This is a genomic window from Streptomyces sp. CC224B, assembly GCF_030010595.1.
Taxonomy (GTDB): Bacteria; Actinomycetota; Actinomycetes; order Streptomycetales; family Streptomycetaceae; genus Streptomyces; species Streptomyces longispororuber.
Genome location: NZ_JASCXL010000034.1, coordinates 23,772 through 49,766 on the forward strand (window position 1 = coordinate 23,772; position 25,995 = coordinate 49,766).

General features: G+C 72.3%; 19 protein-coding genes. 4 read left to right on the plus strand and 15 right to left on the minus strand.

From position 1 onward, the window contains the following. The first annotated feature begins 164 nt into the window (after positions 1 to 164). Positions 165 to 572: a RidA family protein gene (locus QK440_RS16110; protein ID WP_282793781.1), complete on the plus strand. Its 408-nt coding sequence runs from the start codon at positions 165 to 167 to the stop codon at positions 570 to 572. Positions 573 to 638: 66 nt separating this feature from the next. Here QK440_RS16110 and metK read toward each other — a convergent pair whose 3' ends face one another. The 6 genes from metK to QK440_RS16140 form a co-directional block, all read right to left on the minus strand. After that, on the minus strand, positions 639 to 1,844 hold the full coding sequence (metK, locus tag QK440_RS16115) for a methionine adenosyltransferase (RefSeq protein WP_282793782.1): 1,206 nt from the start codon (positions 1,842 to 1,844) through the stop codon (positions 639 to 641). 41 nt (positions 1,845 to 1,885) lie between these two features. After that, positions 1,886 to 3,412 (minus strand): lyase family protein, encoded by a 1,527-nt coding sequence (locus QK440_RS16120; RefSeq protein ID WP_282793783.1) that lies wholly within the window; start codon positions 3,410 to 3,412, stop codon positions 1,886 to 1,888. Beyond that, positions 3,409 to 5,394, minus strand: coding sequence for an FAD/NAD(P)-binding protein (locus QK440_RS16125; RefSeq protein WP_282793784.1), 1,986 nt, complete (start codon positions 5,392 to 5,394; stop codon positions 3,409 to 3,411). The genes QK440_RS16120 and QK440_RS16125 overlap by 4 nt, the downstream gene beginning before the upstream one ends. 27 nt (positions 5,395 to 5,421) lie before the next feature. Continuing rightward, on the minus strand, positions 5,422 to 6,393 hold the full coding sequence (locus tag QK440_RS16130; protein ID WP_282793785.1) for a quinone oxidoreductase: 972 nt from the start codon (positions 6,391 to 6,393) through the stop codon (positions 5,422 to 5,424). Next, positions 6,390 to 7,340 (minus strand): DMT family transporter, encoded by a 951-nt coding sequence (locus QK440_RS16135; protein WP_282793786.1) that lies wholly within the window; start codon positions 7,338 to 7,340, stop codon positions 6,390 to 6,392. The genes QK440_RS16130 and QK440_RS16135 overlap by 4 nt, the downstream gene beginning before the upstream one ends. Positions 7,341 to 7,538: 198 nt before the next feature. Beyond that, positions 7,539 to 8,393, minus strand: coding sequence for an SAM-dependent chlorinase/fluorinase (locus QK440_RS16140; RefSeq protein ID WP_282793787.1), 855 nt, complete (start codon positions 8,391 to 8,393; stop codon positions 7,539 to 7,541). 885 nt (positions 8,394 to 9,278) lie between these two features. Between QK440_RS16140 and QK440_RS16145 the strand changes: the two genes are divergently transcribed. Next, complete coding sequence (locus tag QK440_RS16145) at positions 9,279 to 13,118, plus strand: DNRLRE domain-containing protein (RefSeq protein ID WP_282793788.1); 3,840 nt, start codon at positions 9,279 to 9,281, stop codon at positions 13,116 to 13,118. A gap of 67 nt (positions 13,119 to 13,185) precedes the next feature. On the opposite strand, the gene QK440_RS16150 is transcribed toward QK440_RS16145, so the two are convergent. Together QK440_RS16150 and QK440_RS16155 are read right to left on the minus strand one after the other, a co-directional pair. Further along, positions 13,186 to 13,830, minus strand: a complete 645-nt coding sequence (locus QK440_RS16150) for a hypothetical protein (RefSeq protein WP_282793789.1) — start codon at positions 13,828 to 13,830, stop codon at positions 13,186 to 13,188. 140 nt (positions 13,831 to 13,970) lie between these two features. Beyond that, positions 13,971 to 14,903 (minus strand): LysR family transcriptional regulator, encoded by a 933-nt coding sequence (locus tag QK440_RS16155; protein WP_282793790.1) that lies wholly within the window; start codon positions 14,901 to 14,903, stop codon positions 13,971 to 13,973. A gap of 279 nt (positions 14,904 to 15,182) precedes the next feature. Here QK440_RS16155 and QK440_RS16160 point away from each other — a divergent pair, with 279 nt between their 5' ends. Continuing rightward, a complete protein-coding gene (locus tag QK440_RS16160) occupies positions 15,183 to 15,704 on the plus strand; it encodes a YbaK/EbsC family protein (RefSeq protein WP_282793791.1) in 522 nt (173 codons plus the stop codon). A gap of 134 nt (positions 15,705 to 15,838) precedes the next feature. On the opposite strand, the gene QK440_RS16165 is transcribed toward QK440_RS16160, so the two are convergent. After that, positions 15,839 to 17,041: a hypothetical protein gene (locus QK440_RS16165; RefSeq protein ID WP_282793792.1), complete on the minus strand. Its 1,203-nt coding sequence runs from the start codon at positions 17,039 to 17,041 to the stop codon at positions 15,839 to 15,841. A gap of 317 nt (positions 17,042 to 17,358) precedes the next feature. Between QK440_RS16165 and QK440_RS16170 the strand changes: the two genes are divergently transcribed. Further along, entirely contained in the window at positions 17,359 to 17,724 is a 366-nt protein-coding gene (locus QK440_RS16170) for a hypothetical protein (RefSeq protein ID WP_282793793.1), read from the plus strand. 43 nt (positions 17,725 to 17,767) lie between these two features. On the opposite strand, the gene QK440_RS16175 is transcribed toward QK440_RS16170, so the two are convergent. From QK440_RS16175 to QK440_RS16200, 6 genes are all read right to left on the minus strand, one after another. Next, positions 17,768 to 19,141: a protein kinase gene (locus QK440_RS16175; RefSeq protein ID WP_282793794.1), complete on the minus strand. Its 1,374-nt coding sequence runs from the start codon at positions 19,139 to 19,141 to the stop codon at positions 17,768 to 17,770. Beyond that, positions 19,138 to 19,827, minus strand: coding sequence for a hypothetical protein (locus QK440_RS16180; RefSeq protein WP_282793795.1), 690 nt, complete (start codon positions 19,825 to 19,827; stop codon positions 19,138 to 19,140). Before QK440_RS16180 ends, QK440_RS16175 begins: the two co-directional genes overlap by 4 nt. Then, entirely contained in the window at positions 19,818 to 22,715 is a 2,898-nt protein-coding gene (locus tag QK440_RS16185; protein WP_282793796.1) for a protein kinase, read from the minus strand. The genes QK440_RS16180 and QK440_RS16185 overlap by 10 nt, the downstream gene beginning before the upstream one ends. 264 nt (positions 22,716 to 22,979) lie before the next feature. Further along, the gene (locus QK440_RS16190; RefSeq protein WP_282793797.1) at positions 22,980 to 24,005 is read right to left on the minus strand and encodes a DUF5937 family protein; all 1,026 of its coding nucleotides are present in this window, start codon (positions 24,003 to 24,005) and stop codon (positions 22,980 to 22,982) included. Between the two features lie 67 nt (positions 24,006 to 24,072). Then, positions 24,073 to 25,083, minus strand: a complete 1,011-nt coding sequence (locus QK440_RS16195; protein WP_282793798.1) for a winged helix-turn-helix domain-containing protein — start codon at positions 25,081 to 25,083, stop codon at positions 24,073 to 24,075. A 362-nt stretch (positions 25,084 to 25,445) separates the two neighbouring features. Further along, complete coding sequence (locus QK440_RS16200; RefSeq protein WP_282793799.1) at positions 25,446 to 25,763, minus strand: peptidase inhibitor family I36 protein; 318 nt, start codon at positions 25,761 to 25,763, stop codon at positions 25,446 to 25,448. Positions 25,764 to 25,995: the final 232 nt, after the last annotated feature.

A 25,995-nucleotide genomic window follows, 5' to 3' on the forward strand; every position in this document is an offset into this window, starting at 1 on the left:
GCGAGACGGCATCCTCCGTGTGTGGCGGCACCCGCGCTCCCGGACGGCGGAATGCGAGGAACGGCACCGGATGTTGCAGCGCACGAGGGATCCGTCCGGCTCCCTGACCGGTGCCGCCCTCGCCACCCGGCACGGCGGCCGCGCACCTGAAGGAACGCCCGCACATGACGCACGACCAGCGCACCATCACCAACCCGCCCACGCTGCACGACCCGACGCCCTTCGGCTACAGCCACGCCGTCTCGGCCCCCGGCGAGACCGTGCACATCGGCGGCCAGTACGCCTCCGACGCCACCGGCGCGCCCGTGCCCGGCGACTTCGCGGCGCAGGTGGACCTGGCCTTCGAGCGGCTCCGCTCGGCCCTGGAGGGCGTCGGGCTCGGGTTCGAGCACGTCGTCCGCCTCGGCACGTACATCGTGGACCACGACCTCGACAAGCTGGCGGTCCTCGGCAAGGCCCTGCACGCCCGCTTCGGCGACCGGCTCCCGGCCCAGACGCTCAGCGGCGTGGCCTCGCTCGCCCTGCCGGGCATGCTCTTCGAGGTGGACGCGGTCGCCGTGCGCCCCGTCTGACCGCACACGCCCCCGCGTCCCCCGCCCGACGGAGCGGGAGCGGTCCGCACGCCCGGCGGCGGTACGTCATCCGGCCGCGTGCCGCAGCGCGGCCACGCGGTCGGTGCGCTCCCAGGTGAACTCGGGCCGCTCCCGCCCGAAGTGGCCGTAGGCGGCGGTGTGCGCGTAGATGGGGCGGCGTAGGTCGAGGTCGCGGATGATGGCCGCGGGGCGCAGGTCGAAGACCTCGGTGACGGCCCTCTCGATGCGCTCCGCGGGCACGGTGTGCGTGCCGAAGGTCTCCACGAACAGGCCGACCGGCTCGGCCGTGCCGATGGCGTAGGCGACCTGGAGCTCGCAGCGGGAGGCGAGGCCGGCCGCGACGACGTTCTTGGCCACCCAGCGCATCGCGTACGCGGCCGAGCGGTCCACCTTGGAGGGGTCCTTGCCGGAGAAGGCGCCGCCGCCGTGGCGGGCCATACCGCCGTAGGTGTCGATGATGATCTTCCGGCCGGTGAGGCCCGCGTCGCCCATCGGCCCGCCGATCTCGAACCGGCCTGTGGGGTTGACCAGGAGGCGGTGGCCCTCCGTGTCGAGTTTGGTGCCGTCCTCTGCCAGGTGGCGCAGCACGGGTTCGACGACGTACTCGCGTATGTCGGGGGTGAGGTGGCCGTCCAGGGTGGCGTCGGGGGCGTGCTGCGTCGAGACGACGACGGTGTCGAGGCGGACCGGGCGGCTGCCCTGGTACTCGATGGTCACCTGTGTCTTGCCGTCGGGGCGCAGATAGGGGATCGACCCGTCGCGGCGGGCCTGCGCGAGGCGGCGCGAGAGGCGGTGGGCGAGGTCGATGGGCAGGGGCATGAGGGTGGGTGTCTCGTCGGTGGCGTAGCCGAACATCAGGCCCTGGTCGCCCGCGCCCTGGGCGTCCAGGGGGTTGTCGGCGCCGAGGACGCGCTGTTCGTACGCGGCGTCGACGCCCCGGGCGATGTCGGGTGACTGGGTGCCGATGGACAGGGACACCCCGCACGAGGCGCCGTCGAACCCCTTGGCCGAGGCGTCGTAGCCGATCTCCAGGATCTTGTTGCGGGCCAGGGCGGCGATGTCGACGTACGCCGTGGTGCTGACCTCCCCGGCGATGTGCACCTGCCCGGTGGTGAGGAGGGTCTCCACGGCGACCCGGGAGGCGGGGTCGGCTTTCAGGAGGGCGTCGAGGACGGTGTCGCTGATCTGGTCGGCGATCTTGTCGGGATGGCCTTCGGTGACGGATTCCGAGGTGAACAGGCGGGTGGCCATGGCGGCTTCCTTGGGTCGGCGGGTGCGCGGTGGCGAAGGGCTCAGCGGGGTGTGGTGGGGGCGTGCGGGGCGGCGCAGGCCCGGCGCAGGGCCCCGGCGACGAGGCGGTCGGCGGCGCCCGTGTAGTCGGCCGGGTCGAGCAGGGCGTCCAGGGCGGCGGCGTCCAGGTGCCCGACGACGTCGGGGTCCTGGGCCAGCACGGCGGCGAGGGTCAGGCACTCCCGGTCCGCCCGCGCGGAGGCGTCGGTGAGCAGCCGTGCGGCCCGGGCCCGGCCGAGGTGGGGCGCCAGGGCCGCCGCGAGGCGTTCCGTGACGATCTGGCTCCTGGTCAGCGCGAGGTTGGCCCGCATGCGCTCCGGCCGTACGACCAGGCCTGCGGCGAGTTCGTACGCGGTCGCCGCCGCGCCACCGGTCAGGCGCAGGCATTCGCGCAGCGGCAGCCACTCGGCGTGCCAGGCGCCGGCCGCGCGCTCGTCCTCCGACACCAGGGCCTGGGTCAGCACGGTGGCGTAGGCGGGGACTTGGAGGGCGGCGCTGCGGATGAGCGTGGCGAGGACGGGGTTGCGTTTGTGCGGCATCGCGGACGAGGCGCCGCGTCCCGTCCCCGTCGGCTCGGCGACCTCCGCGATCTCGGTCCTGCTCAGGGTGGTCACGTCGGCGGCGAACTTGCCGAGCGCCCCGGCGGTGAAGGCCAGGGCGGCCGCCAGGTCGGCGACGGGGGTGCGCAGCGCGTGCCAGGGCAGCGCGGGGCGTGCCAGGCCCAGTTCGGCGGCGTAGGCGTCGACCAGGCGCTCGGCGTAGCCGGTGTCCTGGCCGGCGGGCGCGGTGGTGCCGCGGCGGGCGTACGCCAGGTAGCCCGCCAGGGTGCCGGCCGCGCCGCCCAGGGAGACGGGCAGGGACCGCTGTACGACGGCCAGGCGGTGCTCGGCGTCCAGGACGAGGGAGCGCCAGCCCGCGGCCTTGAGGCCGAAGGTGGTGGGGACGGCGTGCAGGCCCAGGGTGCGGGCGGCGGTGACCGTGCCCCGGTGCCGGTCGGCGAGGCCCGCGAGGGCGGACGCGGCGCGCTCGAGGTCGGCCCGCACCAGGGTCAGGGCTCGTGCGGCGACCAGCATGGCGCCGGTGTCGAGGATGTCCTGGCTGGTGGAGCCGCGGTGGACGTACTCGGCGGCGCGCGGGTCGCGCCGTGCGACGGCGTCGGTCAGGGCGCGGACGAGGCCGACCACGGGGTTGGCCGTGGCGCGGGAGGCCAGGGCCAGCGCGCGCGGGTCGAAGAACTCCGCCCGCGCGGCGCCGGTGATGGCGTCGGCGGCGCTCGCCGGGACGGTGCCGACGGCGGCCTGGGTGCGGGCCAGGCCCGCCTCGGCGTCGAGCATCGCCTGGAGCCAGGCGCGGTCGCCGACCGCCTCCTCGACGGGGACGCCCACGCGCACCGGTGACAGCAGCCCGCTGTCGTCGGCCGTCGCCGTCCCCGCGGCGGGCGGTTTGCCGTGCCCGCTGTCCGGTCCCGTCGGGGCGGGCACTCCCGTCGCTTCCGGTGCGGGCCGCCCGGACGGTGCGGGGTGGGTCATGGGGTCGCCTCCATCAGGTCCAGGTCGCGGCCGTGGGGTGTCGCGGGGCGCGGGCGGGCGGGGCGCAGCGTGAGCACGGCGCGCGCGATGGCGTCCGCGTCGCCGAGGGTCACCGAGTCGACTCCGGGGCGGATGCCGGCGGCGGTGACCCAGTGCACGCCCTCCGTGGGCACGCCGTAGGCGAAGCGGCGCGGGTGGGCCCGGCCGCGGGCGTCGAGGAGGCGGGGCGGGCGCGGGGTGACGGCGAGTCCGCCGCTCTCGTGGTCCGGGCCGTTCCTTCCTTCGATGCGGTACGGGGTGACTTCTCCGGCGGCGAGCAGGTGGCGCAGCAGGGCGTCGCCGGTGCGCCGCAGGTCGGGCTCGGGCAGGCGGGCCTCGATCAGCGCGGTGGCCCTGACGGGGGGCGCGTCGACGGCGGGGGAACGGGCGGTGAAGGCGGGCGCGGGGCCCTGGGTGTCGAGGGTGACGTCCAGGTCGGGGCCGAGGAGGTGGACCACGTCGGCCTCGACGAGGGCGCGCAGCTCCTCGACGCGCGAGACGGGCGGCCCGATGGACAGGAAGGCGTTCAGGGGTGTGTACCAGCCTTGCAGGTCGTCGCGGTAGGAGGTGCCGTCCACCCCTCCGTGGTCGACGCAGAGCCGGATCTCGTTGCGCAGGTCGCGCAGCACGTCGAGGGCGGCTTTGAGGGGGCCGCTGAGGTTGCCCTGCCGGGCGGCGCGCACGTCGTCGGCCAGGTGGCGCAGCAGCCAGGCGCGGTGGTGGGCACGGGAGGCGAAGCGGCGCCCGTGGTGCGGCCGTGCGAGGCGCTCCCAGTCCCAGCGGTCGGCCTCGGCGATGCCGTGGGCGTCCAGGAGGCGTCGTAGCGCCCGCTCGTCGGGGGCGGCCAGGTAGCGGTCGGCGAAGTCCGTGGCGCCGGGGTGTCCGCGGGAGGCCAGGAGGGTGCCGTAGTAGACGCTCTCGACCTCCCTGGCGATCAGCGGCCACAGGTCGGTGCCGAAGTGGGCGCGTGCGCCGCGGCGCCGCAGCCGGGCCGCCGTCTCCTGGGTGACGAGGCGCGGTGTGTACCGGCCGTGGGCGCCCTTCTCGTTCTCGCCGCGCGCGTGGTAGGGCAGGCCGCGGCGGGATCCGGCGGCGATGACAGGCTCGCGCCCGGAGGGCTGGTAGACGAGCCGGCCGCGCTGCCGCGTGAACAGGCCGCCGCGGCCGCGGGTGAGCAGCGCCAGGTGGTCGAAGAAGTTCAGGCCGAGGCCGCGCAGCAGCACCGGTTCACCGGGCGGCAGCACGGACAGGTCGAGGTCGGCGGGGTTGGCGGGGCCCACGTAGGTCAGGCCGTGGGCCGCGGCGGCGCGGGCGAAGCGGTCCTCGTGGGCGGTGGCGGCGGCCGGGAGGTGCCCCTGGGCGAGGACGACGGCGCCCAGGCCCTCCAGGCGGGTGCCGTCGGCGAGGGTGAGCACCTGGGCGGCGTCCGGGCCCCCGTGCGCGTCGGTGAGGCGTACCGCGCGGGTGCGGTGTTCCACGATGCGGCAGTGCGCGGGCGCGGCGGCCGTCACCCAGGCATGGACGTCCTGCAGGTAGCGGCCGTAGAAGGCGCGCGTCGGGTAGGAGTCGGGCAGCAGGTCGCGGGCCTCGGCGCGCACCTGGTCGTCGTACTCCGCCGGGCTGCCGGGCAGGGCGGTGTGCTTGGCCCAGGCGTAGAGGCTGGGGCCCTCCTCGACGGGCCCGGCCATGGTGACGGTGGCGTCGGTGTACGCGGTGACCTGGCTGGCCACGGTGTTCATCAGCAGCAGCCGGGACTGGGCGGTGCGCCAGACCCGGCCGGGGCCGGGCGGGTAGGGGTCGATCACGTGGACGGTGAGCGGGGTGGGGCGCGGGTCGGCGCGCTCGTTGGCGCACAGGCGCTCGAGGACGGCCAGGCCGCGCGGGCCCGCGCCGACGACGGCCACCTCCCGGCGGGGCGAAGGGTGCGGGGTGTGCGGGTGCATGGTGCCGGTGTCCTCCGGATCAGCGGGTCAGGAATGGTGCAGCAGGACCTTGCCGAGGCTGGCGCGGCGCTCCAGGTGGGCGTGGGCGGCAGCGGCGTCGGCCAGGGTGAACTCGGCGTCGACGCGGGCGCGCAGCGTCCCGTCGAGCAGGCCCGCGAAGACGGCTTCGGCGCGGGTGGTGAACTCCTCGCGGGTGAGCACGTGGTGGGTGAGGGTGGGCCAGGTGAGCTTGAGGGAGCCCTTCTGGGCGAGCAGGAAGGGGTCGATGGGCTCGGCCTTGCCGCTGGCCTGTCCGAACAGGACGAGGGAGCCGCGCGGGCGCAGCGCGTCGAGGCTCGCGTGGAAGGTGCGCCGGCCCACGGAGTCGTAGACGGCGTGGGCACCGGCGCCGTCGGTGGCGGCGCGCACCGCGGCGGTGAAGTCGTCCCGGTCGTAGCGGACCACGGTGTCGACGCCGAGTTCGGCGGCGAGCGCGGCCTTGGCGTCGCTGGAGACGGTGCCGACGACCCGGGCTCCGGCCCGCTTGGCGAACTGCACGAGGAACTGGCCGACGCCGCCCGCCGCGGCGTGCACGACGACGGTCTCGCCCCGGGCGACGGGGTGCGCGTCGTGCGCCAGGTAGTGGGCGGTCATCCCCTGGAGCATGGCGGCCGCGGCCAGGCGCGGGTCCAGGGCCGGCGGCACCGCCACGGCGAGCCGGACCGGGACGGTGACGAACTCGGCGTAGGCGCCGGGCGCCTCGGCGTAGGCGACGCGCTGGCCGACGGCGAGTTCGGTGACGTCGGCGCCGACGGCGTCGACCGTGCCGACGGCGTCCATGCCGGGGGTGTAGGGCAGCGGGAGCGGCATGGAGCCGGTGCGGTGGTAGACGTCGACGTAGTTGACGCCGATGACGTCGGTGCGCAGGCGGATCTCGTCGGGGGCGGGCTCGGGCAGGGGGATGTCTTCGAGGCGGAGCTGTTCCGGTCCGCCGTGGGCGTGGACGCGGATCGCCTTCATCGGGTGCTCCCTTGGCTGTTCCGGAGGGGTTCGGCGGGGGTCGGGGGCCCGGCCTTCGCGAGGGCCGCGCCGTGGTCGGGGCGGTGGGCGGCCAGGCCACCGGCGATCATCAGGGCACCGCCCGCGAGCTGGAGCGGGGTGGGCGCCAGGGCGAGGGCCACGAGGCTGATGACGACGGTGAAGGCGGGCTCCAGTTGCAGCACACCGGCCGTCTGCCAGGGCCGCAGCCGGATCAGGGCCTGGTGCAGGGTCACGTACGCCAGGCAGAAGTTGGTGACGGCCAGGACGAGTTGCAGGGTCAGTGTGGCGGCGTCGGGGTGCCAGCGCAGGCGGCCCGGCACGAGGGGCAGGACGGGCAGCAGGACGACTGCGGCGGGCAGCAGCCGCCACAGGCTCAGTTGCAGGGGCGGCACCCGGTCCATGAGGGTCTTGGCGGGCAGGTAGGCGAGCCCGGCGAGCAGTGCCCCGAGGAGGACGAGGAGGTCTCCGGCGCGCAGGGAGGTGAGTCCGGCGGTGGGGCTGCGCATGACGACGAGCAGCCCGCCGAACAGGGTGACCGTGAGGCCCAGCGTCTGCCACCAGCGCAGCCGGTCACCGAGGACCGCCACGGACGCGAGCACGGCGACGGGGCCTTGGAGCTGGATGAGGAAGCCGCCGTTGACGGGGCTGGTCATGCTCAGTCCCGTGACGACGAGGGCGAGGGAGAGGCCGGTACCGATGACGGAGACGAAGCCGAGCCGTATCCGGTCGCCGCGGTCGAGGCCGCGGGGCAGCAGCGGCCGGTGGCGCGCTGCCAGGTAGGTGCCCAGCAGCGCGGCGCCGATCGCCAGGTTCAGCTCGGTGGTCAGCAGCGGGTGGATGTCGACGGTGACCCGGTTGGCCAGGACGGCGCCCGCCCCGAAGAACGCGGCGGTCAGGAGCGCGAAAGCGTAGCCGTGCGCGGGCATGGGCGGGGCCTTTCCGAGGGCGTTACGTGTCGGTGGTGACCGGGGGTGCCGCGGGTGCCGTTGGTGGCGGTGGTTCCGGCGGTGCCCGTGGTGGTGGTTGTGCCGGTGGCGCGGGTCGTACCGCTGGTGCGGGTCGTACCGCCGGTGCAGGTCGTGCCGCCGGTGCAGGTGGCGCCGGTGGTGCCGTCCCGGTCCGTGTCACCGTGCGCGCAGTCGGACGGTGTGGCCGCGCTCGATGCCGTGCCGGGCGGCGAAGTTGCCCTGGTTCAGGGCGAGGCCGAGCTGATTGCGGCTGGCGATGTAGGCCAGCGGTTCGCCTTCGCCCGTCTCACCGAAGGTATGGCGCAGCGGGGTGCGCATGAAGGTGCCGTTCACTTCGATTTCCAGTTCGGCACCGAATGCGATGCGCTGCGCCTCAAGGAATTCGCGGGTGATGTTGGTCCATACGTTGCCGTAGTTCTTGTCGAGAAGGGCGACTTCGCCGACGACCCAGCCGTCGACGAGTTCGGGCTGTGCCGTCTCGAGCAAGGTGATGTCGGTGGCGGCGAGTTCTTCGCCTATTTCGGCGAAAGGCACGCCGTTGGCCATGTGCGCGGCCGCGGACATGACGATGTCACGGCCGTAGAACGTGGGGTCGATGACGGGCCGGCGCACCTTGTCCGCCGTGATGTGCCGCACCTCGGCCACTCCCGCCTCCACGACGATGCGCGTGAGCAACCCGTTGTTGGGGGCGAAATAGGTGTGGCCCTGCGGGGTGCGCAGCCCGATCGCGTCGTCCTGGACACCCGTGTGCGGAAACGTCACACACGCGAAGATCGCGTCGGCGGGGAAGTAGCGGAAGGAGTCCCGGATGTAGAGGCTCGCTTCGTAGATGTCGAAGGGGGTGACGTCGTGGGTGACGTCGACGATGTTCGCCTGGGGGGCGATGCCGAGCACCATCCCTTTGCAGATTCCCACGGCGTCGTCGACGAGTCCGAAGTCGGTGAGCAGACCGACGATGGGGCGGTTGCCGACGAGCGTGGTGGCGCGTTCGGTGGCGGTGGTGACGGACATGACGTGGTCCTTTCGAGTATGACGACATGGCGGGACGCGGGCGTACGCGAAGGCGGAGGCGGGCGCCAAGGGCACCTGGGCAGCGGGACCGGCAGAGCCCCTGACGACTGACGGGCTGGCGACTGACGGACTGACAGCTGACGGACTGGCAGCTGACGGATCAACAGGAGGGGCGGGTGAGCGGCACGCGTGGTCGGGCCATGGCGCGTCGGGCGGACCTCACAGCATCTGCTGAAGCAAACACATCGCCCCCTGTAATGCTCGGCGAGGGTGTCGAGAACTACGCGGAGGGCACCGCGGAAAGGGAAGAAGAGAAGCGGCAGGCGCAGCTCCGCCTTTTTGCTCGGCTTTTACGGGGCGAGGTCCCAGGAATCTGAAACGTCCAGGGCGCCGCTGTGGGCGCGCGCCGCCGGGGCGGCACCGACAGATTCCTGGCGCCTCCGAGTACCAAGGCGTAGGTGCCGCCGCTGCGGACAGCCGGTTTCCCATCTGTCTTCCCCATGGCTCTCCTTGGCTTTCTGTCATCGGCCCGGCGAACAGCGCGTGTCACCGCATGAGTTCGTTGAGCCGTACTGGACATGCAAGTAAGCCGACGATGCCCGACGGCAGCGCGGGAGGCCAAGCAAGATTCCGCTGAGTGGACCACATACCCGCGACCTGGAGCGCGCCGGGGAGCACGTCACGCGCGGACTGCGTCTCATGTCGTGCCGTTGGAGGCGAAGCCGTCGAGGACGTGAGGGCGGCCCGCAGGCAGATCCCGCAGGCAGATGTCGAAGGCCGCGGTGAGACCGGACACATTGGTCTGCACCAGGTGGTCATGTGCAGGTAAAGTCCCCGCTCGTTGCGCTTTTGACGGCGCGACACATGCGTATACAAAGGGACATAGTGAAACGTAACAGTCGAATATCGGCCGGGCGAAGAGGCCGCCGCCTGGCGTTGGCCACGGCCCTCGTGGTCGTGGCCGAAGCCGGTCTGCTGTCGGTCGCCGGCACCGCGGTCTCCGCGCCGGCCGACCCGGAGACGGGCAGCACCCGGCCCACCAAGGTGTCCAAGAAGGACGTTCTCGAGTCCGACCTGAAGTGGGCCGCCTCGCACGCGAAGGGCTCCAAGGCGTGGGCCGTCGTGGAGGCGAGGAAGACCGGTAAGAAGGTCGTCGTCGACGACGAGACGACGGCCACCACCTACACGGTCGCCAACCCCGACGGCACCCTGACCACCGAGCTGACCTCCGGCCCCGAGCGCGTCTGGCGCGACGGCAGGTGGCGCAAGGCCGACGCGACCCTGAAGGCCGCCGCCGACGGCGCCGTGACCGCCCGCAACCACCCCGGCGGCCTGCGCCTGGCGGGCAAGAGCGGCACGACGCCGCGTTCGCTCCGCGCGGCGGCCGCCGCGCCCGCCCGTGACCTGGTCACCCTGGGCGAGGGCGAGAAGCAGATCACGCTCCAGTGGAAGGGCGGCCTGCCCGCACCGGTCCTGGACGGCACCCGCGCCACGTACGAGGACGCGCTGCCTGACGCCGACGTGATCGTGGAAGCCACTCGCAGCGGCTTCGAGCAGTTCGTCGAGATCAAGAAGCGCCCCGCGGGCGCCTACACCTACACCCTGCCGGTCAAGACCCGGAACCTTGAGGCCAAGGCCAACAAGGACGGCTCCATCAGCTTCACCGACCCGGCCACGGGCACGGAAGAGGCCGTGATGCCCGCGCCGGTGATGTGGGACGCCTCCGTCCACAAGGGCTCGGGGCTGCACACGAACCGGGCCCCCGTCGACGTCGAGGTCGTCAACCGGGGCGGGGGCGACGTCGACCTGGTCATGACTCCGGATGCCGCGTGGCTGGCCGACCCGAAGACCCGGTTCCCGGTCACCGTCGACCCGGCCACCAGCGCGCTGTCGAACCTGGGCGACACCTACGTGCAGCAGGGCGAGACCAAGTCGTTCTGGTCCGACGTCGAGCTCGACCTGGGAAACCCCGGCACGAAGAACGGCGACGGCACACCGCGTACGGCCCGTTCGTACATCAAGTGGAACACCGAGCCGGTCAAGGACGCCCTCATCGAGAAGGCGACCCTGTCCCTGTGGAACTTCCACTCCGGCAACACCGACTGCAAGCCCAAGGGCTGGACGGTCTGGGACACCGACGACCCCTCCGGCTCCGTCACCTGGGCGAACCAGGACACGGTCGGCAAGTGGCGCCAGCAGTTCACGCACGCCAGTGAGACCAAGGGCAACTCCGGCTGCGCGGGGCAGGGTGACGGGTGGATCAACGCCGACGTCACCAAACTCGTACAGACCTGGGCGTCGGCCAAGTCGGGCACGGGCACCAGCGGCCTGCGCGCCTACTCCGACAACGTCCAGGACTGGAAGCGCGTCAACTCCGCCAACGCCACCAAGGACCAGCCCAAGCTGACCGTCACCTACAACTACCGGCCCGCCTCTGCGGACAAGCGGCAGGCCGGTTCCCCGTTCAAGTCGTACGCCGGTGTCTGGGCCGTCAACACCACGACGCCCACCCTGCGCGACACCTTCGACGACGCGAACAACGACAAGGTCAACGCCACCTTCGAGATCTACGACGCGGCGACGAACAAGCCCGTCGACCTCGGCACCGAGTTCGACGTCCTGGTGTCCAAGGACGTCCCCGCCGGCAAGCCGGCCGAGGTGAAGGTGCCGGCGGGCAAGCTCAAGGACGGGCGGACGTACAAGTTCCGTACGTCTGCCTATGACGGCACCCACCACAGCGAGGACTGGTCCGCCTGGACCTCGTTCGTCGTCGACACCACCGCCCCCGGCGAGCCGAAGAGCGTCACGTCCGCCACCTACCCCGAGAACTGGGGCGGCGGAGGCGCCGGTGTCGCGGGCCTGTTCCACGTGGACACCGGGGTGGCGGACGCACGCGACGTGCAGTTCCGCCTCGACCCGTTCGTGGACGACGCCGAGGGTGCCAACTGGACCACCGCCGCCACCGGCGCGTCGAAGGCCCCGGCTCCGCGTGGCGTCGCCGCGCCCCCGGTGGGCAACACGGCTTCGTACAGCGTCACTCCGGCCGCGGACGGCAACCACGTGGTGCAGACCCGCACCGTGGACCGCGCGGACAACGTCGGCCCCATCAAGGACTACGGTTTCACCGCGGGCAACCGCGACTACAACCGCAAGCCGAAGATCGACATCAAGCTGCCGGCCAACGACTCCAGCTCGCAGCAGCCGGAGCCGTCCGATCCCCCGCAGCCCGCGTGGAAGAACTGGAAGAACGGCGGCGGCCCCACGGCCCGTACCTTCCGCACCGGCGCGCACTCCGAGGTCACCGTCACTCCGAAGGACCGGGCTTCCAAGGAGTTCACCCGGAAGGCCGCGAAGCAGCGCGCCACGCGCGCTGCTTCGTACCCGGACCCGGTCGTCAAGGACGCCTGGTGCCAGCCCAGCCTCTTCGGCGCGGCGCAGAAATCCCTGATGACCCGCACCGAGGCATGCGTCTTCCTGGACCTCCAGTTCGTCGCGGAGAGCAAGCTGCAGGACGGTGTCGTGCCGGTGAAGTACCGGGCCAACTTCGAAGTGCACTTCCAGGTCAAGACCGACTCCCGCGGCGACGCCATCAAGACGTGGGTGCAGATCAACCCGGTCTTCAACAACTTCCCGGGCAATGAGCGTGCGGTCGTGATGGGCGCCGGCAACCCGGGCGCCTGGTTCGACTCGATGTGTGTGAGCGACGGCTGCAACACGGGCGGCGACAGCGCGCGGCAGAAGTTCGACTTCTTCGGCGACCTCACCTGGAAGGGAGGCATGAACGGCAACACCCCGGTCGACACCCACATGGCCACCGGTACGGCCGACCACAAGTGGAACGGCAACGTCAACAACGCCTCCGGCACCACGGACAACGACCTGTCGAAGACCATGGCGGTGTTCTTCTCCGGCCGGCCCGCCACCGAGGTCGAGCCCCCGCCCGGCCTCAACGGCAAGAAGGGCGAGTGGAGGGACGACTACGGGCAGTGGGAGTCTCCGAAGCTGCTCGTGACCTGCGACAAGGTCGGCTCCTACGGTCCCGCGGGCTGTGTGCTGCCGCAGTACGCTCCGACGTACCAGTTCAACACCGCCGCCTACCCCGAGGCGGCCGCGCACGCCTGGCTCATCCAGAACAAGTCGAAGGTCAAGGGCCTGGGGCAGAGCTGGGACAAGCCGCTCCAGTACCTGCCGCCGAAGGCGCGGAACAAGCAGGGCTACGACCCGCAGAAGAGCCGCGACGCGATGTGCACCCGCTACCAGGGCTCGAAGTCGGCGGGCACCGGGTGGGTTCCGCGCAAGACGTTCCTGCCCCACCCGAAGACGGTTCTGCACCACGTCGGGCCGCATTTCGACGAGGTCAACTGCGACGAGTTCCCGTTCGCCTCGACCTACCAGTCCGCCGGCATGAAGAAGGCCGACGGCGGTCAGAACGAGGCACCGGGCGCCGGCGCGTCCTGCATGCAGACGGTGTCCGCCACCGCGGACGACGGCAGCGTCCACTTCATGGACGACACCCGCTACGACGCTCCGTCGTTCACGGAGAACTGCGGCCGGTCCTCGATGTCCGGTGACGTCAACCAGGGTTCCATGAGGCCGTTCGGCGAGTTCGCGAAACAGATGCGGCTCTTGGACGAAGAGGCGTACTTCCTCGATCCGGGCAACGCCTGGTTCAAGGAGTGTGACACCACGAAGGCCGAGCTGGTCTGCACCATGAAGAAGCCGTGACCCCGGCCTCCTCACGGTCGTAGGAAAGTGGTCCCGCTCCGGTCCGCCGGAGCGGGACCACCGCTGTTCAGTGCACGGGCCGCCAGTCGTCGAAGGTCTCGTCCAGGCTCGGCGCCTGCGGGTCCTGCCAGACGAGGCAGCCGTACACGATGCCCGGCACCTGCGAGCCCATCAGGTCGGCCGGGCCCTCCGCGAGCGTTCGGTTGACCGCTTCCAGGTAGGCGGCGATCGACGGGTACAGCGGCTCTCCCTGGATAAGGCCCTCGTAGCTGCTCCACTCACCGAGCCCCACGGCCGACAGGTACAGGCCCGTGTCGGTGGCTTCGCGGTGGTTGCCGAAAGGGGCCACCCACTGCGCGCCTGCCCAGTAGTCCTTGCCCTGGTGGTCGAACCCGGCGAGCCGCGGCCGGATCGACTGGGCCGGGGTGAGCAGCAGCCCGTGCGGCAGAAACCGCCCCGTGGCCACCTCGCCCTCTTCGTCGTACTCGTCGATGTCCACGTGCCGCACCCCTCCGGCCACGGCCCACAGGGCCACCAGCTCGGGCGGGAAGCCGTAGCCGCAGTGTTCCCGAAGACGGCCTTCCGCTTCCGCGACCTCGGCCACGGCGGCAGGGGGCAGAATCGACGCGTGCGAGGTGGGGGCGTGCACGCGCAGCCATGCCGCCAACTCCTGCCAGGCGGCGGTCGTACGTTCCGTGTGTTCCATGCTCATGCCGCAGACTCTATGCAGGCACGGAACGGGCCCCGGACCACAGGTGCAGTGGTTCGCGTACCGGCCCTGCCGACCACTCCGGCCAGGCGTGTACGACAGCGGACAGGCCCAGGGCGCTCCGGCCGGGGTCCGGGGCGCGGTCAGTCTCCGGCGGGCCGGGGCGCTGCGTCGCCTTCGTGGCCCCGCACCGCCGCGGCCGCGCTGTGCAGTGCGGCGAGGACGGTCCGGACGGCCTTGCGCGCGGTGCGTTCCGGCCGGTGGAGCACGTCGATACGGCGCAGGGCGTGGACCCCGGTCAGCGGTCTCAGGACGACGTCGGGGTGGGCGCGGGCGGTCCAGCGAGGCAGCAGCGCGAGGCCGCCACCGGCGGCCACGGCCTCGGCGACCACCGCGAACTCGTTGATGCGGTGGACGATGTCGAGCCGGCGGTTGGCGACACTGGCGATGGCCTCGATGGTCGCCATCAGCGGGAAGCCGTCGTGAACGGTGATCCAGGGCTGGTCCGCCACGTCCCCTGGCGTCACCTCGGGCCGGGCGGCCAGCGGGTGGCCGGCCGGCAGAGCGACGTCGAGGGGCTCGCGCAGCAGGGTCGTGGAGGCCACCGTGCGCGGCCAGGGCGCGCCGTGGTCGAGGCGGTGCGCGAGTACGAGGTCGTGGTCGCGGGTGAGCGCGGGGAAGCGGTCCTGGGGGACGTCCTCGTCGGCGAGCGCCAGGCGGGGGCCGTCCGGGCCGTCGAGGCCGCGCAGCAGCAGCGGGAAGAAGGCGGAGGCCGCGCTGTGGAACGCCGCCACCGACACCACGCCGTCCGGGCGCCCCGCGAAGTCGGTGAGGGTGTGCCGCGCCCGGGCCAGGGCGGACTCCACCTCGATGGCGGCTTCGGCGAGGGCCTGCCCGGCGTCGGTCAGCACCACCCGGCGCCCGGCGCGCTCGGTGAGCGGAACCGGCAGGGAGCGCTGGAGCAGTCGCAACTGCTGCGAGATCGCGGAGGGCGTGACGTGCAGGGCCTCGGCCACGGCACTGACGCTGCCCAACTCCCCCAGCTCGCGCAGGATCCGCAGTTGCCGCTCATCCATGCCGACAGTGTAGGGCGGCTACATCTTTGGTTAAGAGGATGGTTCTGGTCTTCAACGTGCTGGTGGTGCAGCGTGGGCGCATGCCCGTTGCCCGCCGTACCGATGCGGTGCTCCTCCTGGCCGCCCTCGTCCGGGGTGCCGGCTGCCTCGCGGCCGAGACGGCCACGCTCGCCCTCCCTCGGCATGGCGGGCAGGGGGGCACGGGAGCCGAGGAGCCCGTGCGCTCCGGCTCGCGCGGCGGTTCGGGCAGCCCACGCAACCCGCGAAAGAGGACGCAACGTGCCTGTCAACGACACCTATCAGCGCCTGATCGACCTGTTCGACACCACCGGGACGCCCTACCGGCTCATCGACCACGAACCGGACGGCACCACGGACTCGGTCAGCGTCCTGCGCGGGCACCCCGTGTCCCAGGCGGCGAAGTGCATCGTCCTGCGCGTCAAGACCGACCGGCGGACCACCCGCCACGTGCTCGCCGTCGTGCCCGGGGACCGCCGCGTCGACCTGGACGCCGTCCGCGCGCTGTTCCACGCGCGGTACGTCGGGTTCAGCGACGCGGCCACCGCCGAGCGGCTGGCCCGTGCCGTGCCCGGCACCGTGCTCCCGTTCACCTTCGACCCGGCCCTCGAACTCGTCGCCGACCCCGACGTCGTCACCCAGCCGCAGCTCTACTTCAACGCCGCCCGTCTCGACCGCTCAGCAGCCGTCTCCGGTGCCGACTACGCCCGGCTCGCTCAGCCGCGCGTCGAGCGCATCGCCGCCCCGCGCACGTCCGACGCCCCGGAAGCCGCACCCGCGTGAGAACAACCCCGACGCCGCGCCGAAGCCTCGTCGGGCGGCGTGGGGTTGTGCGCAGGTGGGTGTCCTCGCGGGTCCCGACGGCCACGAAGAGAGGAGTGGCCGCGGCATCGAGAAGCCTCGCGGAGTCAGTCGGTTCAGCGCAGGGTGCGGACGAAGACGTCTCCGATCAGGTTCGTGTCCTCGGGCACCAGGCCGGGGTAGTAGGAGTCGAAGACCGCCGTCGACCCGTCCGCGCTCAGTGACGCCTCCCCGACGGTGACGGGCTTGCCGTCCTGTCCCGGTGAGAGCAGTTCCTCGTGATCGGTGCGGGGGTCGCGCAGGATCAGCCCCAGTGTCCTGCGGTCAGCGTCGGCCGTGTTCAGCAGCACCTTCGAGCCGTCCGCCGACAGGCCCGACAGCAAGGTGAGATCGGTCGGGGTGTGGCCGTCGTACCGTTTCAGTGTCCCGGTGCGCAGGTCGCGTACGAACGCGTTCCAGGAGGTCCCGGAGTCCCCGTTGGGGTCGGTGCCCGGAACCAGGTTCGTGGCCACCGAGCTGAAGCCGACCTTGGAGCCGTCGGTGCTCAGCACCGGGGAGAGCGCCGACCTGTCGGCGGGCGCGCCGTCGTGGGTGACGTCGGCCTGCACGGTCCTCCCCGTCACCCGGTCGTACACCAGGATGTCCGCCTTGTCGTCGTCCGAGGGCCCCGAGTAGCCGACCCGGTAGGCCACCTTGCGGCCGTCGGCGCTCATGGAGACGTCCGCGCAGTCGCGGGTCGTGGAGGGTCCGGCCCGCCACAGCCGCTGGGTCCGGCGGTCCAGGAGCATGACCCGGCAGCGGGACACCCCGTCCTCGTCGGCCGCGGTCCGGGCCACGAAGGCGACGTAGCGTCCGTCGGCGCTGAGCGGGGCCGCGCCGTGGTACGCGCGGTAGCCGCCCTCCAGCGCGGGCGCCACGGGCTCGACGCGCCCGGTGCGCAGGTCCATCACGTGGACGGAGTACTGCTGGGTCGTGGCCGCGTACGACGTGAACGTCAGGTGGTGCCCCGAAGCGGAGACCCGGGGCGCCATCGTCGACTCACCCGGCACCACCACGCGCTGCAGGGGCGCACCGGGAGCCGTCCGGTAGAAGACGTTGCTGGGCACGTCCGTTCCCGGCACCAGGTTGGTCGCCGACGACATGAACGCCACGACGCGTCCGTCCGCGCTGACCGTGGGATCCTCCGAGTGGCGGTTGCCGCCGGCGCCGTCCGGCGCCACGCTGACCCGTTCGGTGCGCGCGCCCCGGTCGTCGCTCACCGCCCCCGCCGGCCAGCTGAGACAGGTGAGGGCCGCCGCCAAGGCGGCAGTCGTGGACATGCGCAACGAACGTCTCATCAGGTGTTTCCCCCTTCAACCGGAGACGGCCACAGCCGCCCCTCGTACCCCGTGATGCCCCGTGACGCCCCGGCACGGTCGTGCGGAGGGCTCACGCGATGAAAGCGCGGAGCGCGTCCCGGGTCAATGCGTGCGCGGGCAGGGTGTCCTTCTCGCAGGCCACCGGGAAGGCGCCGGCGTCCCTGGCCGGGTGTCGAGTGACCAGCGCGTGACCGATGCGACAGGGCGGAGCGGAAGCATCAGTGGTGCAGGAGGCGGGCTACCGCCCCTCCCCCACATCCGCGAAGGAGCCGTCAACCATGAACCAGAACAAGAACAAGACCCCGGCACACCGCTCCGCCCGTCTCGCCGTCAAACTGGCGACCGTGGTGGCCGCCGCGACGCTTCCGGCCGCCGCCCTCGCCCCCGGCGCGGCGGCGGCTCCCGAGGCACGCGCGGCCGCCAAGATCCTCACGTGCAGCACGGACACGGACGGCTGGACGGGGCACGCGCACTGCAAGAACAACACCAACGTGGTGCGGGCCTTCCGTGCCGTGGTGGTCTGCGGCGCGTGGCCGGACGCCTTCGGCGCCTGGCGCACCCTGAAGCCGGGCGAGTCCAACGTGTCGAGCGCGCGCTGCTTCGGCGGCACCGGCGTAGGCAGCGTGGACTGGCTGGAGGGCTGATCCCTCCAGCCCGAACCCCGCGCTGTACACGAGGGCATGTGGTTCAGATGGCTGCTTCCAGCGCCTGCCGGAAGGACTCCGCGGTCGTGGTCGCGATGCGCGGGCTGTCGATCAGCGCCTCGTCGATCACGTCGGCGAGGCGGCGCGGGATCGCCGGGTCGCGGTCTCTTATCGGCACAGCCGCGTCCCGGAGCAGCACCATGACGGGGTCCACATGCGGCGGGAAGGTACGCGGCGTGGTCCCGGTCAGCATGCGGTACAGGGTCGCCGCCGTGGCCCAGACGTCGACCTCCGGCTTGGCGTACTTGTAGTCCACGACCTGCGTGCGGGGCATGTAGGCCACCGTGCCCGCCACGGTGCCGGTGCGGGTGAGCCCCGAAAGACCGGCCTGGTCGAACGCCTTGGCCAGGCCGAAGTCTCCGATCTTGACCGCCGCGGGCGCACCGGACGCGCCGAGTGCCGTGAAGAGGATGTTCGACGGCTTGATGTCCCGGTGCACCAGGCCATGGCGGGTGTGGGCGTGGTCGAGGCCGTCGAGCACCTGGGCCGCGATCGCGACGGCTTCTGCCGGTGGCAGCGTGCCGCCCCGCGCGGTGAGCAGTTCCGACAGGGTGCCGTACGCGCAGAACTCGCAGGCCAGGTAGAACGTGGCGCCCTGCGCGCCACTGTCGTGGTAGCCCACGATGCGGGGATGCCGCAGGCCGCGGAGGGTCTCGATCTCCCGCAGGAAGGCGTTCCTGGCACGGTGACCGACCGCCACCTCGGCCAGCAGGACCTTCAGCGCCACGAGCTCGCCGGTGTCCAGGTGCCGGGCGAGATGGACAACGCCCTGCCCGCCCCTGCCGAGCTCGCGCACCACCTCGTAGCGGCTCATGCTCGCCGCCTGGGACAGCAGGCCCCGCACGAGGGCCCGGGGGTCCTTCCGGCAGGCGCCGCAGATGATGTCGCCCGGTCGCCCGCGGTCGGCGTTCTCCGGTGCGTCGCGCCCGCAGTGGGCGCAGTACACCCGGGTCGGCTTCAGCGTGGTGGCGCCGGTGACGGTCTCCACCCGCAGCAGCGTCCGGCCGAGGCGCACCTCGTCGCCGTGGGTGAGGTCACGTTCCGGGAACGCCGTGCGCGCTGCCTGCTGCGGCGTCTGGTCCGGCCGGCGTCTGCCGATCTCCTCGCCGTTGACGAAGGTGCCGTTCAGGCTCCCGAAGTCCCGCACGCGTACGTCGGGCGGGTTGATGTCGAAGAGGCAATGGTGCCGTGAGACACGCCGGTCGTCGTCCGGCAGCCTCGGCCAGCAGTCGGAGGCTCTGCCGAGCACACAGGTCGTGCGTTCGGTGAAGGAGAACGTCCGTCCCACGGACGGGCCTTCCCGCACGGACAGGATGACGGCCGCCCGGTCCGTCCCGGCCGCCCAGTCCTCGCTCATGCCGTATCGCCTTCAGGCTCCAAGCCCTTGGGGGATTCTCCATCGCTGAGCGGTTCTTGAGGGGGCGTCCCTTCCGGAAACCGGTACTCCCAGTCCAGTTCCCAGACGCAGGTGACGCCCCAGTGGTCGGTCGAGACCACGAGGTGGCCGTTGTCGCCGATCCCCAGCCACATGATCTCTCCCTCGTGGTTTTCCAGGCTGCGCAGGCAGGCGCCGGTGCCAAGGTCCCACACCCGTACCGGACCGTCCCCTCCGCCGGTGACGGCGAAGTGGCCGTCACCGCTGACCAGGACCTCATGGACCGGAGGGCGCACGGCTTTCCTGACGGCATGCCGGCACCGGCCCGAGACAAGGTCCCAGATGCGCAGCGTCCCGAGGTTGTCGACGGAAGCGGCTCTCGCGCCGTCCACGGAAGCGCTCACTTTCACCGAGGCGACCACGGCAGCGGGGTGGCGTTCGTGGCCCGCGAGCACATGGCGGCGCGTCCCCGCCGGTGCGTCCCACACCTCCACCCTGCCGTCCCCATGGGTCGACAGCAGCAGGTTTCCGATGATGCTCCAGGAGATCAGTGAGTCGTCCCGGCTTGTCAGCTCCTGGAGGCATCTCCCGGATCGCACGTCCCAGATCCGCCGCACTCCCGGCTGCGCCCAGGAAAAGGCGATGCGCCCGTCGGTGCTCATGGCCACGTCGATAACCGTATCGGTGTGGCCGACGAGAGCCTGCGCCGGCACGCGCCGGTCACGAGGTCCCACACGCGGACGACCGCGCCGTCCGAGGTGAGCCCGGTCCGGCCGTCGGCGCTCACCGCCGACGCGTGAAACCGCTCGGCCTCGCTGCGCAGCACGTGCAGGCACCGTCCCCGCTCCACGTCCCAGACCCGCGCGGTGCCGTCCCGGTTGCCCGTCGACAGTGCGATCCGGTCGTCCTCGCTGAGCACGAGAGCGCCGACATATCCGCTGTGGCCCTGGAGGAGGTGGCGCAGACTGCCCTTCTTCAGGTCCCACACCTGGACGTCATGGCAGTCCTTGCTGCGGTTGAGCAGGATCGGGGTCTGGTGGCCCACCAGGCGTGGCTCCTGACCCGCGATGGGCGGGGTGGCATCGAGCCATGCCCCGGTGAGAGTGGTGCGCTGTCCGGTTCGCGCCACCTCGTGCCAGCGGTCCAGCAGCGGACGGTGCCGCTGGTATCCGGGCACGGCCCGCGCCCGGCGGATCTCCTGGGCCGCGGCGTCGAAGCGGCCCTGGGCGATCAGCGTGGTCGTCCGGTCCAGGGCGGCGCGCACGACGCCGCTCTCCTGGAGCCGGTGGGTGACCGGGCGCGGGCGCGGGTAGCTCCAGGCGGCGGCCGGCCCCGCCCCGGCCCATTCCCGCACGGTGACGGTGCCGTTCCGGTCACCTGTCAGGACGGTGCGGCCATCATCACCGAAAGCCATCGAGAGGGGGTCGCCCTGCTCCCTCCAGGTCTGCAGGCACCGCCCGGTGGCGGTTTCCCAGAGTTCGATGGTGTGGAACTGGGCGAAGAGCGCGTGCCGGCCGTCGGCGCTCACCGCCAGGATGTCCGCGGGTGCGCCGGGGCGGGTGATGGCGCGGCTGGTGCCCGCCGCGAGGTCCCAGACGCGCACCGTGCCCTCGGCCTGGCCGGTCCACGCCTCCTTGGTGACGAGGGTCCGGCCGTCGGAGCTGAGTGCGGCACGGGAGGAGTCTCCCTCCACGGTGCCCAGCAGCCGGCCGGTACGCGGCTCCCACACCCGTGACGGGCGTCCTCGGTGGTCGAGTACGACCGCGACACGCCCGTCCGCGCTGAGGACCGCCCTGCGGATCCCGGCGTCCTCCGGCCCCTCGACCAGCGCCCGCAGGTACCGGCCGGTCCCGGCGTCCCAGACGCGGATGATCCCGGTGTCGTGTTCCGTCAGTACGAGCCGTCCGTCCGCGCCCATCGCGACGCCACGGGCCTCGTCGAGGCCGTCTTCGGCGTGGACGAGGGTGTGGCGGAGCCGGCCGGTGCGCAGCTCCCAGATCTGCGCCGGGCTGCTGTAGTCGCCGGTGACGGCTCGGCGGCCTGCTGCGTCGATACCCAGGAACAGGATGCCGTACTGGGCGTCCGTCACCTTCACGGTCCGCACGCTGCGGCCGTCGGCGAGGGCCCAGACGCGGATCGTGCCGTCCGAGGATGCGGACACGCCGGTCCGGCCGTCCTGGCTCAGGGCCACCGCGTTGACCTCGCTGGTGTGTCCGGTCAGGGCCCGGGGCGGGGCGACGCGAGGGAGGCGGTCGGCCTGGTCGAGCGCCGCGGCGATGTCCGCCCCGGCGGGGCCGCGGCCGGTGGCGGCCCGCAGCGCCTGCCGGGCGGCTTCGGCGTCGCCGCGCTCCAGATGCACCAGGCCCAGCAGATACTCGCCCGTGCCGTCCTCGGAGTGCGCCGCGCGGACCCGCTCGAGTTCGGCGACCAGCTGGGCATCGGTGATCCGTGCGGCACGCCACAGGTGCAGGCCTCGGTTGAACACCGTATGGGGGTGGTGGGGATCGGCTTCGGCGGCCCGCCGCCACAGCTCCTCCGCTTCCTCGGTCCGTCCGAGGTCCAGCATCGACAGGGCCTGGTTGCACAGTTCGTCGGCGAGGCGCCCCGCCGTCCGGGGCTCGGGGCGCGGGTACGGCTCCCCGCACGCCTCGCCGTAGACGGCTGCCGTCTCCGCGGCCAGCTCGCCCATGTCCCGGGGTCTGTCGGCCGGATCCCAGGCGAAGCAGCGTCGCAGCAGTGCGACAAGACCGTCCGGCAGGGCGCCCCGCCGGTCGGCGACGTAGGCGGCGAACACCTCCGCGGCGGTCTGCCCGTACCGGCACGGTGGGCGCCCCATGAACATCTCCAGCACGGTCAGCGCCCATGACCAGGTGTCGGTCGCCCGCGTGAGCCGGGTTCTCGGCCGCCCGGAGTCCGCCGTCCATACGGCCGCTTCCGCCTGCTCCGGCGAGCAGTACGCCGGGGTCATCCCGCCGAACCCGGCCAGCACGCTCGCGCCCGGCGGGACTGCCGTGCTCTCCCCGGCCACGGCACGGGCCCTGGCCAGTCCGAAGTCCGTCACTTTCGCCGTGCCCTCGCGATCGAGGAGCACGTTGGCGGGCTTGACGTCCTGGTGCACGAGGCCGTGCCGGTGGGCGTGTTGCAGCCCCCACGCGGACTGGACGGCGATATCGAGGATCCGGCGCAGCCGTTCCCGGCGACTACCCGCGTAGAGGTGCCCTTCCCTGATGGCCTGAGCGAGGCTGCCCCCGTCCAGCCATTCGGCGAACACCCTGGGCACGCCCCCCAGCCTGCGCACGTACACACAGTTCGCCGTATGCGGGTGCTCCCCCAACCCGACCCACGTGGCGGCCTCGGCCTCGAAATCACGTAACCCCCTCTCGGTGGCCACCAGTTCGGGCCGGGGCACCTTCACCGCGAGTTCCACGTTCCACCCGCGGTGCAGCACCCGGTAGACAAGTCCCATGCCCCCGCTGCGGATCACATCCCGGACCTCGTACAGACCGAGGATCACCTCACCCGGCCGCCACACAGCCGGTACCTGCCCCTCCACCACCTGCCGCTCCCCTCCCGGCCGACCACACAAACACCGGACGGCTCCGCCGACCACATCCCAATGAACGTCTTCCCGGCTCGGATGTCCATCGAGCTGGTGCGGTGGTCCGGTGCACCGGCTTCACAGCCGAGCGCCGCCCGGTCCCACCGCTCCCCCGGCGCCCGCGGCGCCGCACGCGTCCGTGCCCGTGGTGTGGGGAGGCGGGCGTCCACCAGGGCATCAGGGTGTGGGGCGGCCGTGGCGCGTGTCCATGCAGTGGGGTGGTCAGGTTGGAGGGCGCGTCCGGGCGGGTGCGTTGAGCAGGGTCATGCCTGCGGTGGTGGGTGCGTGCAGCATGGCGTTGCGGCGTCGGGTCGACGTGGTCAGTCCGGCTTGGCGCAATACGGTGGCGTGCTCGCTGGCGCTGGCCGGCGCGATGTTCAGGCGAGCGGCGAGTTCGCGGGTGGTGGTGCCGGGGCGTTCGGCGATCGCGTACAGGACCGCGGCGCGGGTGCGGCCGAGGAGGCCTTCGAGGGCCTTGGGGGCGGCCGGACGGCTTTGCCAGGTCACCGCGGCGGCCGGGGCGCTGCGCGTCTCGCCGCACGACGCGGGATACGTGACCACGGGCTGCGGTTCGGCGTAGGGGTCGACGACCGGGGCCTCGGCTCCGAACATGGTCGGCACCAGCAGCAGGCCACGACCCTCCATACGCAGCTCGCCGCTGTGTCCGCCTGCCACGGTGAGGGACAGCACTGGAGGGTTCCATGTGATGTGGCGTGGGCAGAGGCCGGTCAGCAGTCGTTCGATCCCGCCCTCGGCGAAGGCGCGCGTCCGCAGTGCCCGGTCAGCCGTGAGGAGTTCGTGCACGTGCGGCCAGTACGGCGCCAGCACATACTCGTACATCTCGCTGACCGTCCGGTAGAGGAGCCGGAGCAGCTCGGGGTCCTGGCTGACTCGCGACGCCCACGCCGGCAGCCGCCTGCCGCGGCGCTCGGCGACGGCGGCCAGCTCCTGCGCCAGGAGGCGGCTGGATGGTGCGTGCTTGCGCTCCAGCAGTTCCTGCGGTTCACCCGGCACGGCAGGCAGCAGGCACGTGGGCGACCGGCTCATGACCGAGACCAGGTCCAGCACCATCTGTGCTCGCGGCGGCAGCCGGGCGAGGACCTCCCGCCGCCAGGCCCCGAAACGTACGGGCTGGCTGTCGCGGCGCAGCAGGCGCAGGGCCAGGTCGAGTTCCAGGAGCGCGGCGGGCGCACTCGCCACGCGCGTACGCGCCACATCCTCGGCCGTGAGGTGAATGTGGAAGGTCACCGTTGTCCGCTCCTCGTCGCCGCGGGGGTCGTCGCGGTCTGCTGGGGCCAGTGAGTCCGTGGCCGGGTCATGGGCCGGGTGTGGGGTGTGGTGCGTGGAGGAGGGAGAGGCCGAGGGCGGTCGGGCTGTGCAGCGCGGTGTTGCGATGGCGCGTGGTGCGCACCAGTCCGGCTTCGCGGAGAGCTGTGGCGTGTTCGCTGGCGCTGGGGCTCGCGGCACGGATCAGTGTGGCGAGTTCTTTGGTGGAGCAGCCCGGATGCTCGGCGATGGCTTCGAGCGCCGCCGCCCGGGTGCGGCCGACGAGTGCCGCCAGAGCGGGCCGGTCCGTGGACGGGCCCGGCGCGGAAGGCGGTAGCAGAGGGGTGGCGGAGCTGCCGCCGAGGGGGTACCTCAGTACGGGTTGCGGCTGTGCGTCGATGTCGATGCTGGGCGCTTCCAGGGCGAAGGCCGACGGGGCCAGCAGCAGGCCGCGCCCCTCCAGGTGCAGGTCGCCGTCGAACCCTGACAGCATCGCGAGCTCCAGCACGGGCGGGTTCCAGCGGATGCGCCGCGGGTGCAGCATGGAGAGCAGGTGCTCCATGCCGCCGTCGGCCACCTGGCGCGTACGTGCCCCGCGGTCGGCCGCGGTCGCACTCGTGATCTGTTGCCAGTGCGGAGACAGCAGCACGGCGAAGAGGTGGTCCAGGCTGTCGCACAGCTGGCGCAGCAGGTCGCGGTCGTCGGCCAACGCGTGCGCCCACGGCGGAAGTGGCTGCCATGTGGCGACGTGAGCCAGATCCCGCCGTATCCGGGACCGAGGCGTGGCGCGGACGTTCTCCAGCGCTTCCTGCGGCCCTTCGAGGCCGGCGGGTGACAGGAAGGTGGGGGCCCAGCCGCGGGGCGGGACCAGGTCCAGGACCATGCGGGCGTCGGGGCGCAGCCCGCGTGCGGCACTTCGGCGCCAGGCGCCGAAACGGACGGAGTGGGTGGAGGTCTGCAACGTCCGTACCGCGGCGGCGAGTTCCATCAAGGCCGGCGGCGCCTGAGCCAACCGGGTGCGCGCCAGGTCCTCCAACGTGAAGTGGATGCGGTAGTCCACGATCTCCCCGTCGGCAACGACAGCACGGTTGTTGCCGATTCTCCGGGTATGCCGTTGTTCGGTCCAGACCGAATCACGTCGCGGATCGCACCACGCGAAACGGAGACTGGACGCGGAGCCGGTCGGTACGCCTGCCTCGTCCCGACGGGTTCCGGTGCGGCCACTGTCGAGGGGGGGGCGTGGGCCCATGTCCGTTGCGGGGGTGCGGGCATGGGCCCACGCGGGTGCCTACGGAATCGCGTCGAGTCTCCACCAGGGAGAAGCGGGAGGAGCAGGAGAAGCAGCGGAGGCGGGGCACCGGACCAGGACCGGCAACGCCCCCTGGGTCACGCGAAAAACGCGGCAAGCACGCACAACACGCCTCAGCAGCTACGCACGTACCAGACGGGCGTCCAGTCGTAGCTGGAGCTGGCGGAGTAGGCGCCGGGCGTGGTGTGGATGACGTTCTTGTTCTGGTCCAGGAACTGGGCGCGTGTCCCCGCACTCTGGTTGTTGATCCAGGAGCCGTGTCCCTCCCAATTCGACAGGGCGTAGGTGTCGCACCGGTAGAGGTTGTACTGGGAGCCGGTGAAGTCGGTTCCGGTGAACAGACACAGGTTCCCGGTGGGGCAGTCGGCGGCGGCTGCCGGGGTGGCCAGGCCCAGCAGCGCCGCAGCGACGAGTGCCAGGGCCGCGAGCAACGCCGCGATCGGCCTCCGCAGGGCCCTGCCGGGCCCTGCCGGGCCCTCTGCCGGATGGTCCAGGCCGGTGCCCTGCTGTACTGGCGGTGGAGGTCGAGCCGGTGACGGTGCGTCGCACAATGTCCTCCCACATCGAAGGGAACGGCCGGCTGCCCGCGTCAACCTGACGCGGGGCCCAAGGACAGGACAGCAAGGACCCCGAAGCCATGCCCCCGGCATCCATCCGATTCAC

Excerpts from the sequence above, each read along its gene's own strand:
- QK440_RS16125 (WP_282793784.1), bottom strand. The coding sequence starts at position 5,394 with ATGCACCCGCACACCCCGCACCCTTCGCCCCGCCGGGAGGTGGCCGTC.
- QK440_RS16155 (WP_282793790.1), bottom strand. The coding sequence starts at position 14,903 with ATGGATGAGCGGCAACTGCGGATCCTGCGCGAGCTGGGGGAGTTGGGC.
- QK440_RS16175 (WP_282793794.1), bottom strand. The coding sequence starts at position 19,141 with ATGAGCGAGGACTGGGCGGCCGGGACGGACCGGGCGGCCGTCATCCTG.
- QK440_RS16120 (WP_282793783.1), bottom strand. The coding sequence starts at position 3,412 with ATGACCCACCCCGCACCGTCCGGGCGGCCCGCACCGGAAGCGACGGGA.
- metK (WP_282793782.1), bottom strand. The coding sequence starts at position 1,844 with ATGGCCACCCGCCTGTTCACCTCGGAATCCGTCACCGAAGGCCATCCC.
- QK440_RS16150 (WP_282793789.1), bottom strand. The coding sequence starts at position 13,830 with ATGAGCATGGAACACACGGAACGTACGACCGCCGCCTGGCAGGAGTTG.
- QK440_RS16110 (WP_282793781.1), top strand. The coding sequence starts at position 165 with ATGACGCACGACCAGCGCACCATCACCAACCCGCCCACGCTGCACGAC.
- QK440_RS16130 (WP_282793785.1), bottom strand. The coding sequence starts at position 6,393 with ATGAAGGCGATCCGCGTCCACGCCCACGGCGGACCGGAACAGCTCCGC.
- QK440_RS16165 (WP_282793792.1), bottom strand. The coding sequence starts at position 17,041 with ATGTCCACGACTGCCGCCTTGGCGGCGGCCCTCACCTGTCTCAGCTGG.
- QK440_RS16170 (WP_282793793.1), top strand. The coding sequence starts at position 17,359 with ATGAACCAGAACAAGAACAAGACCCCGGCACACCGCTCCGCCCGTCTC.
- QK440_RS16135 (WP_282793786.1), bottom strand. The coding sequence starts at position 7,340 with ATGCCCGCGCACGGCTACGCTTTCGCGCTCCTGACCGCCGCGTTCTTC.
- QK440_RS16140 (WP_282793787.1), bottom strand. The coding sequence starts at position 8,393 with ATGTCCGTCACCACCGCCACCGAACGCGCCACCACGCTCGTCGGCAAC.